This window comes from bacterium, assembly GCA_035454885.1.
Taxonomy (GTDB): Bacteria; UBA10199; UBA10199; order JACPAL01.
In genome coordinates, this window is the sequence record DATIGE010000056.1 from 59,454 (window position 1) to 75,740 (window position 16,287).

The following is a 16,287-nucleotide window of genomic DNA, read 5'->3' on the forward strand; positions in this document are numbered from 1 at the left end:
GTGACTCCTGGCTAGACGAACAGAGACGACACGGATTCACCCGTATGAATCCGACGGATCGCCTCCGAGAGCAAATTGTCGACCGACAAAACCTTGATCTTGGGGCATTGCTTGACCTTGTCGCCCATCGGGATCGTGTCTGCGACCACCAGCGCCTCGATGGGGGACTCGTTGATGCGCTGGATCGCCGGCCCCGAGAGCACCCCGTGCGTGGAGATGGCCATCACCGACTTGGCCTTGTGGTTCATGATGGCCTTGGCCGCCTGGGTGAGCGTCCCCGCCGTGTCGCAGATGTCGTCGACGATCACGGCGTGCTTGCCGGAGACGTCGCCGATCAGGTTCATGACCTCCGACTGGTTCGGACCCGTCCGGCGCTTGTCGATGACCGCGAGCTCCACGTTCAACCGCTTGGCGTAGGCCCGCGCGCGCTCCGTGCCGCCGGCGTCCGGGGTCACCATGATGAGATCGTCCGGCGCGTTTCTCTCCTTCATCAACCAATCGAGAAAAATCGGCGTCGCGTAGAGATGGTCGAAGGGGATGTTGAAAAAACCCTGGATCTGGCCCGCATGCAGGTCCATCGCGAGCACGCGTTGCGTGCCCGCCGCCGTCAGGAGGTCCGCCACGAGCTTGGAGGTGATCGGCGTGCGCGGCTGAACCTTTCGATCCTGGCGGGCATAACCGTAGTACGGTATCACCGCGGTGATCCGGTCGGCCGACGCCCGCTTGAGCGTGTCGATGATGATCAGGAGCTCCATCAGGTTCTCGTTCACCGGCGCGCAGGTCGATTGAATGACGAAGACGTCCATGCCTCGGACGTTTTCCTGAACCTCGACGAAGATCTCCCCGTCCGCGAACCGCCGGATGGTCGACTTGCACAGGGGAACGCCGATGTCGTCCGCGATCTTCTGGGCAAGCTCCGGGTTGGCCGTCCCGGAGAAGATTTTCATTTGTTGGTAGATGGACATTTCGTTTCTCTCATTCTCAATCTCGGGGGCGTGGAATCGAACCACGATTAAGGGCTTCAAAGGCCCCTGTCCTACCGTTAGACGACCCCCGAAAATAACTTCGAGGGGTTTCACCCCTCGACGCCTTCGGACCGGCAAAGCCGGATCCTCGGCTGCTCCCCAAGAGGGATCACAACAAATTGGATGCTGCGGCAACCCACCATTCGGGATGGGCTGCTTTCAGCACTCTGAGGGCTTCGTCCCTCTTTTGGGGGTCGGAGTATAGACCGAAGACGGTCGATCCGCTCCCGGACATAAGGGCCGCGTCTGCGCCAAAGGTCTTGAGAGCTTCTTTCGCCTCTCCGACCACCGGATAGTGGGGCAGCACGACCGATTCCAGATCGTTGGTCAAATACGTGCAGAGGCACGTCATCGACTCAAAAGCGGCGCGGAGGCTAACAGCGGGGGGTGGGGTTGTCAACGGATTGATTTTCAATTGGGAATACACCCACTTGGTGGAGATGGCCACATCGGGATGAATAAGAATCAGATGGAGGGGAGGCAGGGACGCCACGGGACGGACCTCCTCGCCGATCCCGAGGACCCATTTGGCCCCGTCCGTGAGGAAAAAAGGGACGTCGGCTCCGATTTTATAAGCGATTTCCGGATAGGCCGACGGGGCTAAGTTCCGCCCGGTCAGGAGCTCGACCGCCCTCATGACGGCCGCGGCATCGCTGGACCCTCCCCCCAGCCCCGCCCCCATCGGAATCGCCTTCTTCAGGAGAAGCCTCAGGCCCCCTTCATAACCCAAACCACCCGCCGCGAACCGGAAGGCCCTCGCGACGAGGGAATCCTCCCCCACGGGCACGTCGGGATGGTCGCAGGAGGCCTCCCAAGTCCCCGCCTCCGGCAGGGCCTCGAACGCGAGGGTGTCTCCAAAGCTCAAGGGGACCATCAGGCTCTGCAGATCGTGATATCCATCCGGGCGCTTCCCGGTGATCTTCAGACCCAGATTCACCTTGGCGGGCGCGGCAAGACAAAACCTGCCTTTTTCCCCTGGATTCATCGCGGGATTCATCATACGTTCCGCTCATGGCCGACCTTTTGGAAAATGTCAAAATCTCCGAACGGCGACGCGGCAAGATGATCACGCTTTCCTCCCTCAAGGAGGGCAAGGTCAAGAGCTTCGACGGCACCGAGCTTTACTACCGGAGTTTTGGGCGGGGCATTCCGCCCATCGTCTGTTGCAACGGACTCGGCGTCGGCACCTTTTTTTGGGTCTATCTCGAACGGGCCTTCCGGACCGCGCACCAAGTCGTCACCTGGGATTACCGCGGACATGGCAAATCGGAGCTCAAAAAGAACCCCAAGAACTACAACCTCTTCGCGCTCGTGAAGGACTTGAAGGCGATGGTCGACAACCAAAAGCTCGAAAAGCCGGTTCTGATCGGCCACAGCTTGGGCGTGCAGGTCATTTTGGAATTCTACCGGCGCTGGCCCGACAAGGTCGGCGGCATGGTCCTCTGCTTCGGCACCTACGGGAGGCCGATGGACCACTTTTACAACTCGCGGTTCTCCCGCTACCTCTTCCGGGTGCTTCACGAAATCTCGCTCGCCTTTCCGCGCGAGAGCAACCTCATCAGCCGCCTGCTCCTCAAGAATCCCCTCTCCTTCTTCTTGGGCGGCGTCCTCAAGGTCATGCACACGGGGATGATCGACAAGAAGGACACCGAGCGCTACATCGAGCACGTCCTTTCCGTGGACCCGACCTTTTTCCAGTTGCTCCTCAAGAGCGCCCAGGACAATTCCTCCGAAGACATGCTCCGCAAGATCCGCGTGCCGGTGCTGGTCATCGCGGGAGAGTACGACCAGTTCACGCCGGTGTGGATCTCCAAAAAGATGCACCGGTTGGTCCCGGAGTCGGAGCTGTTCGTCATGCACAAGGCGACCCACGCGGGACTGGTCGAGCAGCCGGATTTGATCAATCTGAGGATCGAGAAGTTCATCAAGGACCGCGTGCAGCCGTCTCTTCAAAAGACCCAGAAGTCCAAGGCGTCCAAACCTTCCAAGATGGGACGCAGGAACATCAAGCTCCGGCTGGTCGCCGGGTCCCGCTAACCTTCCTGCCCGGCCGCTTCGCGGTCCCAGTCATCGAGTTCCGGGGGCCTGACGTGGAGGGCATCCAGATATAATCGCAGGGGGAGTCCCGTACGGCCGATCGTGTCTTCAAACTCAAGGTCGTCGTCCACCGGCCGTCCTTTGGGGTCCAGGTGGATGTATTCATGCTGTAGAAAGGGGAGCTTTTCATTCAGTACCTTGGGATTGCGCAAAAGGGTCAAGAGAATATCGTGTTTTTGATGGGGTTTTTGAAAACCTTCCGCCCGCGTCAAGATTTCGATGACAGCCCGGTCAAGCGTCTCGTCCGGCTTGCGGATCCAGATCTGGAGCATGGGCTCGCAGACCAGGGAGGGGTCCTCGATTTCCTTGTCCCGAAGCGCCTCGCAAATCCGCTTCATGAGCACCTGCAAGCGCTCTCCCGCCCCCCGCGAAAGACGGTTCGAAACGCAATGACGCTCCACGGCCTGTCTCACACGCTCGGAGATTTTGGAAAAATGCCGGACCAAAACCGTCTTTCGGCAGTGAAATTCGATCAAATCCGGCGAGAGCTCGATGAGCAACGGATCCCCTCTCAGTCCCGCCGTCGCAAACCGGATATTCCGGTAGATGGGGATAAATCCCCGAAGCGGCACACCGCGCTCGCGGGCCACTTCTTCCCATGGGTGGTGTCCACCGTATTCCATCGGCTCGATGGATCCGTCCTGAAGATTCAGCGCCCACTGGACCTGATGGACGTCGGTTTGGGGGGCCCCGTGCTTCCGGAGATCCAAACGGTAATTCTGCAGGGTGCCGTCGAGGGGCGTCACGCGGACGGTGACCTTTCCGCCGTTCACGACGGCCGCAGCGATCGCCGAACGGGAGCGAGTGTTCATCGCCTTCCACAACTCCAGCCGAATCCGCTCGGCCAGAATCTTGACGAGAAGACCCTCATCGGGCGAACGGCCTCCCGCTTTCATCCAGGCGAAGGAATCCCGGCGGATGGCCCCCCGATCCGAAGGGATGGCGGGCAAGGCGGGCTCACCGGCGGAAGATCGACCCTCGGGCGGATACATCTGCCACACCTCCCCGGGAAGCCCCCGGGGTGAGACGGGACTCCCGTCCTGGTTCAGGCGGATTTCGGCGCGGTGAAAGGAGGCCCGGAATCCTTGCGCGAGGCCTAAGTCCGGTTCCCAGAGCAGCGGCGTCCGGGTCGGCGTCCGGATCGGACCGTCTTCCCCCAGGGAGGTGGCATTCAACCTCGGCTCAGGGGGCCTGATCTCGGAAGCAAGGACCGCCGAAGGAAGGAGAAACGAAAAAGAGGTTCGTGAGACAAACACGGGGTCTTTTTCGGCGGAGACGCGTAAAGGTTGCTTACCCCTTCTTGAACGTCAGACCGCCGATGTCCGCGGCGTCCGCGGTCACTTCGTCGCCCTCGTGGAAGTCCCCCTCCAAGATCTGCATGGAGAGGGGGTCTTGAAGATACTTCTGGATCGCCCGCTTGAGCGGACGCGCCCCATAGACGGGGTCGTAGCCCTGTTTGGCCAAAAAGTGTTTGGCCTTGGCCGTGAGGTGCAGCGTGATCTTCCGCTCGGACAGGAGTTTTTGCAGATGGGCGGTCTGGATGTCGACGATCCTCTCGATCTGCTTTTCGGACAAGGAATGGAAGAGGATGAGGTCGTCGACACGGTTTAAGAACTCCGGGCGGAAATGGCCGCGCAGGGCCTCCATGACCCGGTTTTCCATCTCCTTTTCATCTTTCCCGGCGAGTTCGGTAATGTGCTGGCTCCCGATGTTGCTGGTCATGATGATGACGGTGTTCTTGAAGTCCACCACGCGACCCTGGCCGTCCGTGAGCCGCCCGTCGTCCAGGACCTGCAGCAGGACGTTGAAGACGTCGTGGTGGGCCTTTTCGATCTCGTCGAAGAGGATGACGGAATAGGGCCTTCGGCGGACGGCCTCGGTCAGCTGGCCGCCTTCCTCGTAGCCGACGTAACCCGGCGGGGCCCCGATCAGGCGCGAGACCGAGTGCTTTTCCATGTACTCGGACATGTCGATCCGGACCATCGCCTGCTCGTCGTCGAAGAGGAATTCCGCCAGGGCGCGCGCCGTCTCGGTCTTGCCGACGCCGGTGGGCCCCATGAAGATGAAGGAGCCGATCGGCCGGTTGGGGTCCGAGAGCCCCGCCCGCGAGCGGCGCACGGCGTTGGCCACCTTCTTGAGCGCCTCGTCCTGGCCGATCACCCTCTCGCGCAGGCGTTCCTCCATGTGGATGAGCTTCTGGACCTCGCCTTCGAGCATCTTCGAGACGGGAATGCCCGTCCACTTGGCCACGACCTCCGCGATGTCCTCGGGCTCGACCTCTTCCTTGAGCATCTTCACGTCTTTCTGAAGTTTCGCGAGGCGTTCGTTTTCCTTTTCCAAATTCTTCTGGAGCTCGTGGAGTTTTCCGTACTTGAGCTCCGCGGCGCGGCCCAGGTCGCCGTGGCGTTCGGCCTGCTCGGCCTCGGCCTTGGTCGCCTCGATGGCCCCCTTGACCTCGCGGATCTTCGCGATCGCCGCCTTCTCGTTCTGCCAGTGGGCCTTGAGCTGGGTGGATTCCTCCTTGAGGGAGGACAGGTCTTTTTCGATCTTGGCCAGGCGTTCTTGCGAGGGCTTATCCGTTTCCTTTTTGAGCGCCTGTTTCTCGACCTCGAGCTGCAGGATCTTCCGCTCGATGGTGTCGATCTCCGTCGGCATGCTGTCGATCTCGATCCTCAGTTTCGACGCCGCCTCGTCGACCAGGTCGATCGCCTTGTCCGGCAGGAACCGGTCGGCGATGTAGCGATGAGAGAGCGTCGCAGCGCCGACGAGAGCCGAGTCCTGGATCTTCACGCCGTGATGAACCTCGTAGCGTTCCTTGAGGCCCCGGAGGATGGCGATGGTGTCCTCGACCGACGGCTCGCCGACCACGACGGGCTGAAACCGCCTCTCCAGGGCCGCGTCCTTCTCGACGTGTTTGCGGTATTCGTCGAGCGTCGTCGCCCCGATGCACCGGAGCTCGCCGCGGGCCAACGCGGGCTTGAGCATGTTGGCGGCGTCGACCGCGCCTTCGGCCGCGCCGGCCCCGACCAAGGTGTGCAACTCGTCGATGAAAAGGATCACCTCGCCGCCCGCCTCGGTGACCTCCTTGAGCACGGCCTTGAGCCGGTCCTCGAACTCGCCCCGGTACTTGGAGCCGGCGACCATCGCGCCCAAGTCGAGGGCCACGAGCCGCTTGTCCTTGAGGCTCTCCGGCACGTCCCCATGGGCGATCCTTTGCGCGAGGCCCTCCACGATGGCGGTCTTGCCCACGCCGGGCTCACCGATCAAAACCGGGTTGTTCTTGGTGCGCCGCGAGAGCACCTGCATCACCCGCCGGACCTCGTCGTCCCGCCCGATGACCGGGTCCACCTTGCCCCGGCGCGCTTGTTCCGTGAGGTCCCGCCCGTAGCGGGCGAGGGCCTGATACCGCACCTCCGGGTTCTGGTCGGTCACCCGGTGCGTCCCACGCACCTGCTGGAGGGCCTTGAGGACGGTGTCCTTGGAGACCCCGAGCTCGCGGAGGATCTGCGAGGCCGGCGACTCCTTGACCTCGACCAGGGCCAGGAGGAGATGCTCCGTGCTGACGTAATCGTCTTTCAGCTTTTCGGCCTCGAGCCGGGCGTTGTCGAAGACCTGCTTGAGCCTGAAAGAAATGTAGACGTTCCCCTGGAGGGGAGTGACCTTCGGGATCTTGTTCAGCTCCGCCGCGATCCGCGCGGAGAGCGCCGGCACGTCCACTTCAAGCTTTTGCAACAAGGGCCTCACCAGCCCCTCGCTCTGGTCGAGAAGCGACTGGAGAAGGTGCTCCGGTTCCACCTGCTGATTCCCGCGCGTCTCCGCCTGCTTTTGGGAATCGAGGACCGCTTCCTGGGCTTTGAGTGTCAGCTGATCGAGGCGCATCGTTTATTTGGCAAAAGCGAGAAAGACCGTCGAGTCCTCCCGCTTGATGAAAAGCCGGACAATCTCCCCCGTCTTCACCTTCTTCGAGGCGGCGATGTAGTCCGCCACGCCGTTGATCTTCTGTCCGTTGATCGAGAGTAGCACATCCCCGATCTGAACGCCCGCAATCTCCGCCTGGCTCCCCGACTCGACGTTCACGATCGAGACGCCCCGGTTGTCCTGCGCGAGCCCCATCTGGGCCGCCTCCTCCGGCGTCACGTCCCGGCACGTCAGCCCCAGCTCGGCGGACGAGGACTTGGCCCCGCCTTCGGCGACCTGATCGCCCTTGTCCATCTCACCCAGCGTGACCTGAAGAGACAGCTCCCTGCCCTCCCGCAGCACGCTCATGGCCGAGGTCTTGCCCACCGGTTCGCGCGCGACCATCGTCGGGAGGTCATGGGACTCCTCAATGGGTTTCCCCTCGAACGAGCGGATGACGTCGCCGCTCTTGAGCCCCGCCTTTTCCGCCGGGCTGTTGGGAAAGACGTTCGACACGAGGGCGCCCTTCTGATCGGGGAGATTGAACGACTTGGCGAGCTCCGGCGTGATGTCCTGAATGCCAACGCCCAGCCAGGCCCGCGTGACCCGGCCCTTGCTGATCAGCTGCGGAACCAGCTCTTTGGCCATGTTGATGGGGATGGCGAAACCGATTCCCTGGCCCGCCGCAACGATCGCCGTGTTGACGCCCACCACCTCGCCCTTGAGGTTGAACAGCGGTCCGCCCGAATTGCCGGGATTGATCGATGCGTCGGTCTGGATGAAGTCGTCGTAAGGCCCGGCCCCGATCACCCGCCCCTTGGCCGAAACGATGCCCGCCGTGACCGTATGATCGAGACCGAACGGGTTGCCCACGGCCATCACCCAGTCGCCGACCTGCACCTGGCTCGAATCCCCCAAAGTCGCAGCGGGCAGATTCGCGGCCGTGATCTTGATGACGGCCAGGTCGGTCTTGGAGTCGCTGCCCACGATCTTGCCGTCGTACTTCCGCTTTCCGTCCACCATCACCTGGATCTCGTCCGCCCCCTCAACCACGTGGTTGTTCGTGATGATGTATCCTTCGCTGTTGATGATGAAACCGGATCCGAGGCTTTTTTGAGGGGCGTCCATGCCCGGTCCGTCGAAGAAGTGCTCGAAGAAGTCGTCAAAGAACGGGTCCCGCGGCATTCGATGGAATCCCTGCGGCATGCGGCGGCGCGCGTTTTTCGTGGTACTGATGTTCACGACCGACGAGCTCACCCTCTTGGCCAGGTCGGAGAAGGTGGGCAGAGCCCCGAAAAAGGCCGCGGGCTGAACGGCGGGCGCCAGGGGTTGAGGCGCCGTCGAGACGGGTTTCTGTCCTTCTTGAAAGTACTCGACGGCCTTGACGCGCGAATCGCGGTCCAGTCCGATGACGGAGACCACACCGACCACCGCCCCCAAGATTCCGATGCCGATCGCTTTTGTCCAAGACCGACGCGTTTCCATAAAGCTCCTCCCGCTCACCCCTTGTTTCCCCGAAATCTACCGTTGTCGCTGACCCAATTGTAGTTAAAATTATTTAATAATATTAATGAGATAATAATCATCCTCCATCGCCTGTCAAGGTAAGGGGGGTCTATTGACACAGCGAGCTATCCTCCCTATATTTGCAAGTTGAGGTGACCTCCATGTCGCGTTTGCCGGTTCCACAGGGATCGCTCTCGAGCTACCTCACGGAGATCAATCGTTTCCCACTTCTGTCTCCGGAGGAGGAGTTCCGTCTGGCGGTCCGCTACCGCGAGGATGGGGACGTCGAGGCCGCCCACAGGCTCGTCACCTCCAATCTCCGTTTCGTCGTCAAGGTCGCCTACGAATACAGATCCTACGGCATGCGGATGTCCGACCTGATCCAGGAAGGCAACATCGGCCTCATGACCGCCGTCAAAAAGTTCGATCCGCACAAGGGCTATCGCCTCATCTCCTATGCGGTGTGGTGGATCCGGGCGATGATCCAGAGCTACATCCTCAAGAGCTGGAGTCTGGTGAAGATCGGCACCACGCAGGCCCAGCGCAAGCTCTTTTACAAACTCTCTCAGACGAAGCGGGCTCTGGCGCGCCTGATGTCCGGCGGCGGGCAGGAAACCCTCGACGACGCCGGACGCGGCATCGTGGCCAAGGCCCTTCATGTGAGCGACCGCGACGTGGAGGAGATGGACGCCCGCATGAGCGGTCGCGACGCCTCCCTGGACGCGCCGTTGCGCGAAGACGGCCAGACGACGGCGCTGGATCTCCTGGCCGCGGCCGACAACCAGGAAGACGACGTCGCGCGCGCCGAAGAGGAGTCCAAGGTGCGGGACGACGTCCGGTCGGCGATGACGACCCTGAACGACAAAGAGCGTTACATCGTCGAAAAACGCCTGATGACCGACGAGCCGATGACGCTCCAAGAGATCGGCGACCACTACAAGATTTCCCGCGAACGCGCCCGGCAGCTCGAGGAGCGCGCCAAGAAGAAGATCCGCGCGGTCCTGACCGCGTCGGGGTTCTCTTCCGAGGTTTCCGGGGAACTTCGTTGAAACGATACGCCGTCATCGGGCTCGCCCTTCTCGCGGCGTCCGGCTGCGCCAAGAAGCCCTTTCTCTCATCGGCTTCCAGCGGCGAAACCGCCTACGCTGAATGCCAGAAACTTTCCGACGACAAGGAATACGAGCGCGCCAACGAGTGCTACGAGGTCCTCAAGAGCCGGTTCGGGGGCAGCGCCGCGTCGGCGGACGCCGATCTGGCCATCGCCGACAATTACTTCCGCAAGGGCGAGTTCCTGCTCGCCTCGGAATCCTACATCGCGTTCACAAAGCTTCATCCCGCGCACGACAAGATCGGCTACGCCTATTACAAGATCGGGCTCTGCTACCTGAAGGAGAACCCAAAGGCGATCGACCGGGACCAGAAGTACCTGGAGACGGCCATCCAGTACTTCGAGCTCGCCATGAACCGGACCTCGGGAGACCTCCGGACCGCCGTTCAGGAAAAATGGGTCGAGGCGCGGCAGAAGATCGCCAAGCGCCACTTTTACATCGGCCGCTACTATCACAAGACGGGCGAATACATCGCCGCCGTTCCCCGCTTTCAGGAGATCGTCACCAACTACACGGGACTGGGGTTGGACGAGCGGGCCCTCTACATGATGGGCGACTCCTTTGTCAGGCTCAAGGAGCGCGAAAGGGCCCTTGAAATCCTCGGGGTCTTCGAGCAACACTTCCCCGACAGCAAGTACCGAAAGAGGCTGGCGTCTAAATTGGATGTGAAATAATGGCGCACGAAATCCGGGATTTGGTCGAGATCGGCAAGAAGCACTTCGAGAGCCGCAACTACGCGCGCGCCGAGCAGTATTTCCAAAAAATCCTCAAGACCGGCGCGCGGTACGCGGACGTGCTCAACATGCTCGGCATCATTTACCACGCGGACGGCAAGTTCAACAACGCCATCGAGTCCTTTGAAGAGGCCTTGGAGGTCAACCCCCACTACGCCGAGGCGACCCTCAACCTCGCCGTCCTCTACAACGACCTGGGCGAGTTCAAGAAGGCCAAGGCCCTTTACGCGCGCATCCCCCACATCCACGACCGCAAGGGCGCGACGGACCTGGATCCGATTCTCAAAGGCAAGATCGCCAACCTGCACGCGCATCTGGGCGACGTCTACCGCGGCATCGGCAAGTACGCCGACGCGATCGACGAATACAAGAAGGCGCTCAAGCTCTGCCCGGGCTACGCCGACATCCGCACCAAGCTCGGCATGTCCCTCCGCGAAAACGGCCAAAAGGACCAGGCGTTGAAGGAATTCAACGCCGCGCTCGGCGAAAAGTCGGCCTTCAAGCCGGCCCGCATCCAACTGGGCCTGACGCACTACCTCATGGGGCAAAAGGACAAGGCCTCGAAGGCCTGGAAGGAAGTCCTGGCAAAGGACAAAGACAACAAGGTCGTGCAGACGTATTTGAGGCTGTGTGAGAACGGAAAATCAGCAAAAGAGTGACCCGGGCCCGCTCTAAACTTTACGAACATAGAGTGAGCCCGAAGGAGATGAAGGACCTCGCTTGAATGGAGTCGCCAGCATGCCATCGATCGTTTGCCATTCTTCATCCATGAACTTCTTCAGGCCAGACTTGATCGTTTCCGGCTCACAATTTCGTTCGTAAGTTCCGAAGATTCTATCCCAAAAGGTAAAAATGATCCCAAAATTCCGATTCATTTGCCGAACATCCTGTGAATGATGCAAATGATGCATTCTCGGTGAGACAACAATGCATCTGATAATCTTGTCCCACTTTTCTCCTACATCAATATCCGCGTGATGGAATATCGTGATAACTGGTTGCAACAGGAGGTAGACCTCGCTTGCCACGACAGGAAGACCCACCATGAAGCTAAGCGGAAAAACAAAACACATCGAAAATAGTACTTCCATGGGGTGAAATCGAACGGCAGTCGAACCATCGAGATGAAAATCGGTGTGATGCATACGATGAAATTGCCATGCGACGGGTATAAGATGTGTTAGGCGATGATACCAATAGATCGTCAAGTCTAATAGCAGGACTCCCAAAAACGTTCTCAACATTGCGGGTATAGAAAACCACATAGAATCGACGGCATCGGAGCGAGGCAAAATTGGCACCATGGGAACGATGAGCAAGATTGATACTGTCGCGGTCGCGATGACATTCATTGCCTTAAATGACAAATTACGAAACCGATGCTTCCAAGAACCTCGCGACCACCGGCTAGGCTCGATAGTTGAGATCAGAAACGTCAAAAATAAGCTGATGAATAGGCTCTGAACTTCTTGGTTGGAAAAAGTCAGATAACTTAGGAAATCGCCAATAAGGTTTCTCACGGCGTCAGGCATTACGTGGAGCCGCCTGCTCGGCGGCCCCACGTATATTGACAATGAGTTAGTCTTTTCCCGCGTCCAATTTATCCATGATTATTTTTAACTGATACATGATCACTGCATCAGTGGGAACAGAAGTAAAGTCCTTATCCACCGAATTGCCGAAGTTTTTGACGGTAAACTCCTTAAAATCACGACCATTAAAGTCTTTGCCAAAGAATTCAGATACATTGTTTGTCGGAATGAATATGTAGGTTACGGAGTCCGCTGGATTTATGACTGCCTTATTCCTGATTGCTGGCGAATCATGAAAGTAAGCATGAGCAGCGGTCGCTATGAATGCTGCAGACATGAATCCTGTGAGTACCGACATGAGACGTTTTTTCTTTGCTGTGACCATATCCGTATCCTCCCATTGGTTGTTTGAGCCTTGTGAGTTGCAAAGGCGAGGCCAAAAAGCAGCATACAGAGAAGGATATGCAGGTTCCTGAATTTATATGGTTTTCTTGAAAAAACTTGCTTCAACATGCCCCGTCAGATGAGTGTTTAATTACCCAATGTCAAGAATAGGACACTTAAGAGACATGAGAATCTCATCGAACGTGGAATCAGACGTCCGAAAGGCGTCGGGTCGATATCCTATTTTTTCGAAACCTGCTTTTTCATAAAGTTTGATGGCTGCTTGATTGGAGGACAGAACCAAGAGATCAAGCCATGAAAGACGGTTCGACTTCGTCCAATCAATGGCATTATTCAACAACGCAGTGCCGAATCCTCGTCCTCTCATTGCACCAAGGACACCCATAGAAATACTGGCGCGATGGAGTTCAGCCAAGGTCCTTCCGCCCCTCAATTCCAAGTGCCCCAAGACGAACTGATCGGAGCCATCCATAAGTAAGAAGGCCCGTCCCCATTGGGGTTCATTGAGACCTCGCGTCCAACGCTCCAAACTCGCTTTATGAAGAGAAGCTTCATCGATCTTTCCTGATGGGGCAAAAGAAATGCGATCCACTCCACTCAATGATTGGAACAATTCCGAAATATGTCCGACAAAACGATGAATATCCGCTTCTCCGGCCATACGAATGAGTTCGCCAGATGCCATAACCTGTGTCGGGGGGACACATCCTGAAATAAGCGGAATAACGCCCATGAGAACGGTTTATCGTTCCAATAGTGATTTTGTTGCCTATTTTAGGCGAGCAGGTGAGGAATTGCAGCAAGAGCTTCTCTTAACTTTTCAGGCGCTGAGCCATCCCCACCCTGAGCCATGTCGGGGCGGCTACCGCCTGAAAGACCGTCCTGGCGAAGGACAAGGATAACAAAACACAGCGTCAGACCGTGCACGCCGCCGGCTCGATCTTCTGGCTCCGGCATACAGGACGTGGATTAGGCAGAGAACTCGTCAAGACAGTAAATGGCTGGTCCGTGGAGCAGATTCAGCTGATTTGGCTCGATCTACCGTGTTTGAGAACAACGAACCATCCAAGAACCTCTACGCAAAGCTTGGCTTTACTCAAGTCGGCTACCGGGAAGATGCCTTTCAACTTGAGTCCGGCGTGACGGTAAATGAAATCCACATGTCCCTTCGACTTCGAAGAAACAAAGCCACTAGGCAGCTCTAGCCGCAATGGTGCTTCTGCCGAGATCCACTTTGATTTGGGAGAATAGTTTCTCGTCCAAAAATGTTTGAAAATCGCGCTTGAAATCACCTAAGGTGTAAATCCGGTAAAGCCAATATGGAACCTTCCGCTCCATCGCCCAATCGTCCCACATTTCAAAGAGCCTTGTTCCTCCCAAATGCACGTTTTCTATAATCATGAGCGAAAGTTTTGGATCGCCGTTAATGAGCAAGTGGCTGAACTCAACCAGCTTCGCAAGATATTCAGAACTCAGAGTCGGATGAGGAATATGGTAATACGATGCGAATAAATCAGGATATTTCCTGATGATCTCCGTGACAAAGGGGAGACCATAGTTTTGCGGACTGATGGTTGAAGGGCGGGAGAATTCGGTAAACTTATCTAGGTTATTGTCGTAAAGGGCAGTGCCCGTCAACGCTGTGAGCTTGGAGAAAAATATTTTCTCCGTGCCAAGCCCCCTGTAATGCAAGGCCCGCCATAGTGTTTGGTCGATATCATCCTTAGTCTCTTCCGGAAATCCCAATATGAATGCTGTCGTCGAGCAGATGCCCAACTCATTCGCTCTCTTAAGGATCGGTTCAAAATTTTCAAGCTGAAGTCCTTTCTTGATAATTTTCTGCATTCTGGGAGATCCCGTTTCGATTCCATAGAATAGGCCGCTCAATCCCACACGATGCATTCTTTCTAATCTCTCAATGGTAAGGCAGTCGGTGCGGGAACTCGCAGCCCATCTCAGCTTACGAGTATTTTCTTTTTCCATGAATTGGCAAAATTCATCGACGAACTTTTTGGATGTCGTGAAGTTATCATGAATGAATCCAAACTCCTTGAAGCCATATTCTTTATTGAGGAACTCCATTTCATCCAAAATTCGGCGCGGGGACTTGACGCGAAAATCCTTCTCCCACATGAGCGCAGTGGAGCAGAAGGTACAGGAATAAGGGCAACCTCTGCCAACTTCAACATGAGCCACATATGTACTCAAATGATGAGCGCTGTAATCGCTGAAGCGTATCAACGAGTAATCTGGGTACGGGAGCTCATCCATATTTGGGACTAGGGCGCGATGTGCCGTTAGCTTTGCCACGCCATCATGGCGGTAGCCGACTCCCGGAATTTCCGGGATTTTGTGTTTATCGAAGCCTGCTTGCACGAGGTCTTCTAAGGTCTTTTCACCCTCACCCACGGCGATGAGATCAATGAAGTCAAACCTTTCGAGTAATTGCAAAGGAACGGAGGATGGCTGCGGGCCTCCTAGCAAAATGATTGATTGGCGCTTATGGCGCTTGATCTCTCGTGCAATCCACAGGGCCATGGGCAGATTGGAACAAATGGATGAAATTCCAAAGACTCTCGCGCGGGAGCCGTCGACTCCGGCCAACAATAGTTTTCGAAACTGGGTCTCAGTCGTATTCCTGACATTCTTGAAATAGAGATCGAAATCCCAAAGCTCCGTTGTAACGTTGAGTTTTTTCAACACCCCGCCCAGGGTTAAGAGAGCCATCGGAAAATAGATCGTACTCTCTCCGGGATCCGTGGTCGGTGGATTAATAAGGATGATCTTTTCCGGCATTTTCGGCTTTCCCATCAATTGGCCGGTAATTTGCTCTGCAAATCTTTAATCATCAGCATCAAGACATTGAGTTGATTTTGCAAATGCCTGTCTTGCTGGGCATTCTGCACGCTCATGAGCAACATCATCTCTTCGGTCGTCAAAGGCGTATTTCTATCCCTTGAGTAGATGCTCTGAAGCTTGGCATTGAGTTCTGCATACGACTTTGTATCCAGAACATATCCGCCTTGCCCCGGCGTTGCCTCGGGCGGAAAGGTCATTCGATCGGCACCAGGCGTCGCCTCGGGCGGAAAGGTCATTCGATCGGCACCAGGCGTCGCCTCGGGTGGAAAGGTCATTCGATCGGCACCAGGCGTCGCCTCGGGTGGAAAGGTCATTCGATCGGCACCAGGCGTCGCCTCGGGCGGAAAGGTCATTCGTTCGCCTGTTGGTGGCTTGCTATAAATGAGTGTTTTGGAATCTCCGAGGCGATCCGTCCAGCTACCCTTGTTCTCTGCAACCTGAATCGCACCCTTGTAAGCAGAAGAGAAGACTTGGGCGTTATGATCTACTTTCACGTCTTCCGCCCAGGCCGGGGGGGCCTTGTGGAAAAGGCCGAAGAGGCCAGTGATCAGTAGTGCCATCAGATAAGTGACGTAGCCCTTTGCCTTTCGGATGGGTGCCATTTTTTACTCCTTTTGTCCTATTGTGACTAAATTCAATTTATAAAATGAGAAATATGCAACAGTTGCACCAAGAGGCAGCTGTCAGAGGTAAGGGCCAACATCCTGAAAAGATTACTCTTCCTTCAATACATGAAATCGAGGATCGAGGAAAGGTGGGTTAAAAGAAACCGGCAACGAGCCGCCGTTATCAATCTGATAGTATCATTCAAAGCAAGGACGGGATCTTGCCGAGGGCCTCTTTAAGGGCCTCGGGCTTGCTGCCACCCCCCTGGGCCATGTCGGGGCGGCCGCCGCCGGTGCCGCCGATGATCGGGGCGATTTCCTTGAGAATGTTGCCGGCGTGATACTTCGAGGCGAGGTCCTTCGAGACGCGGATGATTAGGGTGACCTTGTCGCCGTTGGCCGCGCCCAGGGCCGCGATGCCGCTGCCCAGTTTTTGGATCTTCTGGTCGGAGAGGTCGCGCAGGAGCTTGGGATCGTCGATGGCGACGATCGACGTCAGGACCTTCACGCCGTTGACG

At 57.3% G+C, this 16,287-nt stretch carries 15 protein-coding genes and 1 tRNA gene; 4 read left to right on the plus strand and 12 right to left on the minus strand.

The features are described 5' to 3' along the window. Positions 1 to 11: 11 nt before the first annotated feature. The 3 genes from VLJ37_09865 to VLJ37_09875 all read right to left on the minus strand — a co-directional run bounded on the left by VLJ37_09865 (position 12) and on the right by VLJ37_09875 (position 2,025). Complete coding sequence (locus tag VLJ37_09865; GenBank protein HSA59975.1) at positions 12 to 959, minus strand: ribose-phosphate pyrophosphokinase; 948 nt, start codon at positions 957 to 959, stop codon at positions 12 to 14. A 27-nt stretch (positions 960 to 986) separates the two neighbouring features. Next, positions 987 to 1,057: transfer RNA gene (locus tag VLJ37_09870), tRNA-Gln, on the minus strand. A gap of 77 nt (positions 1,058 to 1,134) precedes the next feature. Continuing rightward, complete coding sequence (locus tag VLJ37_09875; GenBank protein HSA59976.1) at positions 1,135 to 2,025, minus strand: 4-(cytidine 5'-diphospho)-2-C-methyl-D-erythritol kinase; 891 nt, start codon at positions 2,023 to 2,025, stop codon at positions 1,135 to 1,137. An 11-nt stretch (positions 2,026 to 2,036) separates the two neighbouring features. Between VLJ37_09875 and VLJ37_09880 the strand changes: the two genes are divergently transcribed. Next, the gene (locus VLJ37_09880) at positions 2,037 to 3,062 is read left to right on the plus strand and encodes an alpha/beta hydrolase (GenBank protein HSA59977.1); all 1,026 of its coding nucleotides are present in this window, start codon (positions 2,037 to 2,039) and stop codon (positions 3,060 to 3,062) included. Here VLJ37_09880 and VLJ37_09885 read toward each other — a convergent pair. The 3 genes from VLJ37_09885 to VLJ37_09895 form a co-directional block, all read right to left on the minus strand. After that, a complete protein-coding gene (locus tag VLJ37_09885; protein ID HSA59978.1) occupies positions 3,059 to 4,297 on the minus strand; it encodes a hypothetical protein in 1,239 nt (412 codons plus the stop codon). The genes VLJ37_09880 and VLJ37_09885 overlap by 4 nt on opposite strands. 115 nt (positions 4,298 to 4,412) lie before the next feature. Further along, the gene (gene clpB / locus VLJ37_09890; protein HSA59979.1) at positions 4,413 to 7,001 is read right to left on the minus strand and encodes an ATP-dependent chaperone ClpB; all 2,589 of its coding nucleotides are present in this window, start codon (positions 6,999 to 7,001) and stop codon (positions 4,413 to 4,415) included. Positions 7,002 to 7,004: 3 nt separating this feature from the next. Then, the gene (locus tag VLJ37_09895; GenBank protein HSA59980.1) at positions 7,005 to 8,504 is read right to left on the minus strand and encodes a DegQ family serine endoprotease; all 1,500 of its coding nucleotides are present in this window, start codon (positions 8,502 to 8,504) and stop codon (positions 7,005 to 7,007) included. A gap of 182 nt (positions 8,505 to 8,686) precedes the next feature. Between VLJ37_09895 and rpoH the strand changes: the two genes are divergently transcribed. From rpoH to VLJ37_09910, 3 genes are read left to right on the plus strand one after another with little or no spacing between them, the layout of a single operon-like run. Further along, a complete protein-coding gene (rpoH, locus tag VLJ37_09900) occupies positions 8,687 to 9,574 on the plus strand; it encodes an RNA polymerase sigma factor RpoH (protein HSA59981.1) in 888 nt (295 codons plus the stop codon). Next, positions 9,571 to 10,308, plus strand: a complete 738-nt coding sequence (gene bamD, locus VLJ37_09905; protein ID HSA59982.1) for an outer membrane protein assembly factor BamD — start codon at positions 9,571 to 9,573, stop codon at positions 10,306 to 10,308. The genes rpoH and bamD overlap by 4 nt, the downstream gene beginning before the upstream one ends. After that, positions 10,308 to 11,027, plus strand: coding sequence for a tetratricopeptide repeat protein (locus tag VLJ37_09910; protein ID HSA59983.1), 720 nt, complete (start codon positions 10,308 to 10,310; stop codon positions 11,025 to 11,027). Before bamD ends, VLJ37_09910 begins: the two co-directional genes overlap by 1 nt. A gap of 12 nt (positions 11,028 to 11,039) precedes the next feature. Here VLJ37_09910 and VLJ37_09915 read toward each other — a convergent pair whose 3' ends face one another. From VLJ37_09915 to VLJ37_09940, 6 genes are all read right to left on the minus strand, one after another. Further along, the gene (locus VLJ37_09915; protein ID HSA59984.1) at positions 11,040 to 11,720 is read right to left on the minus strand and encodes a sterol desaturase family protein; all 681 of its coding nucleotides are present in this window, start codon (positions 11,718 to 11,720) and stop codon (positions 11,040 to 11,042) included. Between the two features lie 226 nt (positions 11,721 to 11,946). After that, on the minus strand, positions 11,947 to 12,285 hold the full coding sequence (locus VLJ37_09920) for a hypothetical protein (GenBank protein ID HSA59985.1): 339 nt from the start codon (positions 12,283 to 12,285) through the stop codon (positions 11,947 to 11,949). Between the two features lie 150 nt (positions 12,286 to 12,435). After that, positions 12,436 to 13,038, minus strand: a complete 603-nt coding sequence (locus tag VLJ37_09925; protein HSA59986.1) for a GNAT family N-acetyltransferase — start codon at positions 13,036 to 13,038, stop codon at positions 12,436 to 12,438. A gap of 458 nt (positions 13,039 to 13,496) precedes the next feature. Continuing rightward, complete coding sequence (locus VLJ37_09930) at positions 13,497 to 15,101, minus strand: radical SAM protein (GenBank protein HSA59987.1); 1,605 nt, start codon at positions 15,099 to 15,101, stop codon at positions 13,497 to 13,499. 14 nt (positions 15,102 to 15,115) lie between these two features. Then, positions 15,116 to 15,766: a hypothetical protein gene (locus VLJ37_09935; GenBank protein ID HSA59988.1), complete on the minus strand. Its 651-nt coding sequence runs from the start codon at positions 15,764 to 15,766 to the stop codon at positions 15,116 to 15,118. Positions 15,767 to 15,971: 205 nt separating this feature from the next. Then, a partial coding sequence (locus VLJ37_09940; GenBank protein HSA59989.1) for a DHHA1 domain-containing protein occupies positions 15,972 to 16,287 on the minus strand: 316 nt, incomplete at its 5' end.

Bases quoted from the DNA above. Each gene is read 5' to 3' on its own strand.
- VLJ37_09935 (HSA59988.1), bottom strand. From the start codon at position 15,766: ATGGCACCCATCCGAAAGGCAAAGGGCTACGTCACTTATCTGATGGCA.
- VLJ37_09910 (HSA59983.1), top strand. From the start codon at position 10,308: ATGGCGCACGAAATCCGGGATTTGGTCGAGATCGGCAAGAAGCACTTC.
- VLJ37_09915 (HSA59984.1), bottom strand. From the start codon at position 11,720: ATGAATGTCATCGCGACCGCGACAGTATCAATCTTGCTCATCGTTCCC.
- VLJ37_09925 (HSA59986.1), bottom strand. From the start codon at position 13,038: ATGGGCGTTATTCCGCTTATTTCAGGATGTGTCCCCCCGACACAGGTT.
- rpoH (HSA59981.1), top strand. From the start codon at position 8,687: ATGTCGCGTTTGCCGGTTCCACAGGGATCGCTCTCGAGCTACCTCACG.
- VLJ37_09880 (HSA59977.1), top strand. From the start codon at position 2,037: ATGGCCGACCTTTTGGAAAATGTCAAAATCTCCGAACGGCGACGCGGC.
- clpB (HSA59979.1), bottom strand. From the start codon at position 7,001: ATGCGCCTCGATCAGCTGACACTCAAAGCCCAGGAAGCGGTCCTCGAT.
- VLJ37_09920 (HSA59985.1), bottom strand. From the start codon at position 12,285: ATGGTCACAGCAAAGAAAAAACGTCTCATGTCGGTACTCACAGGATTC.
- VLJ37_09895 (HSA59980.1), bottom strand. From the start codon at position 8,504: ATGGAAACGCGTCGGTCTTGGACAAAAGCGATCGGCATCGGAATCTTG.
- VLJ37_09875 (HSA59976.1), bottom strand. From the start codon at position 2,025: ATGATGAATCCCGCGATGAATCCAGGGGAAAAAGGCAGGTTTTGTCTT.
- VLJ37_09930 (HSA59987.1), bottom strand. From the start codon at position 15,101: ATGCCGGAAAAGATCATCCTTATTAATCCACCGACCACGGATCCCGGA.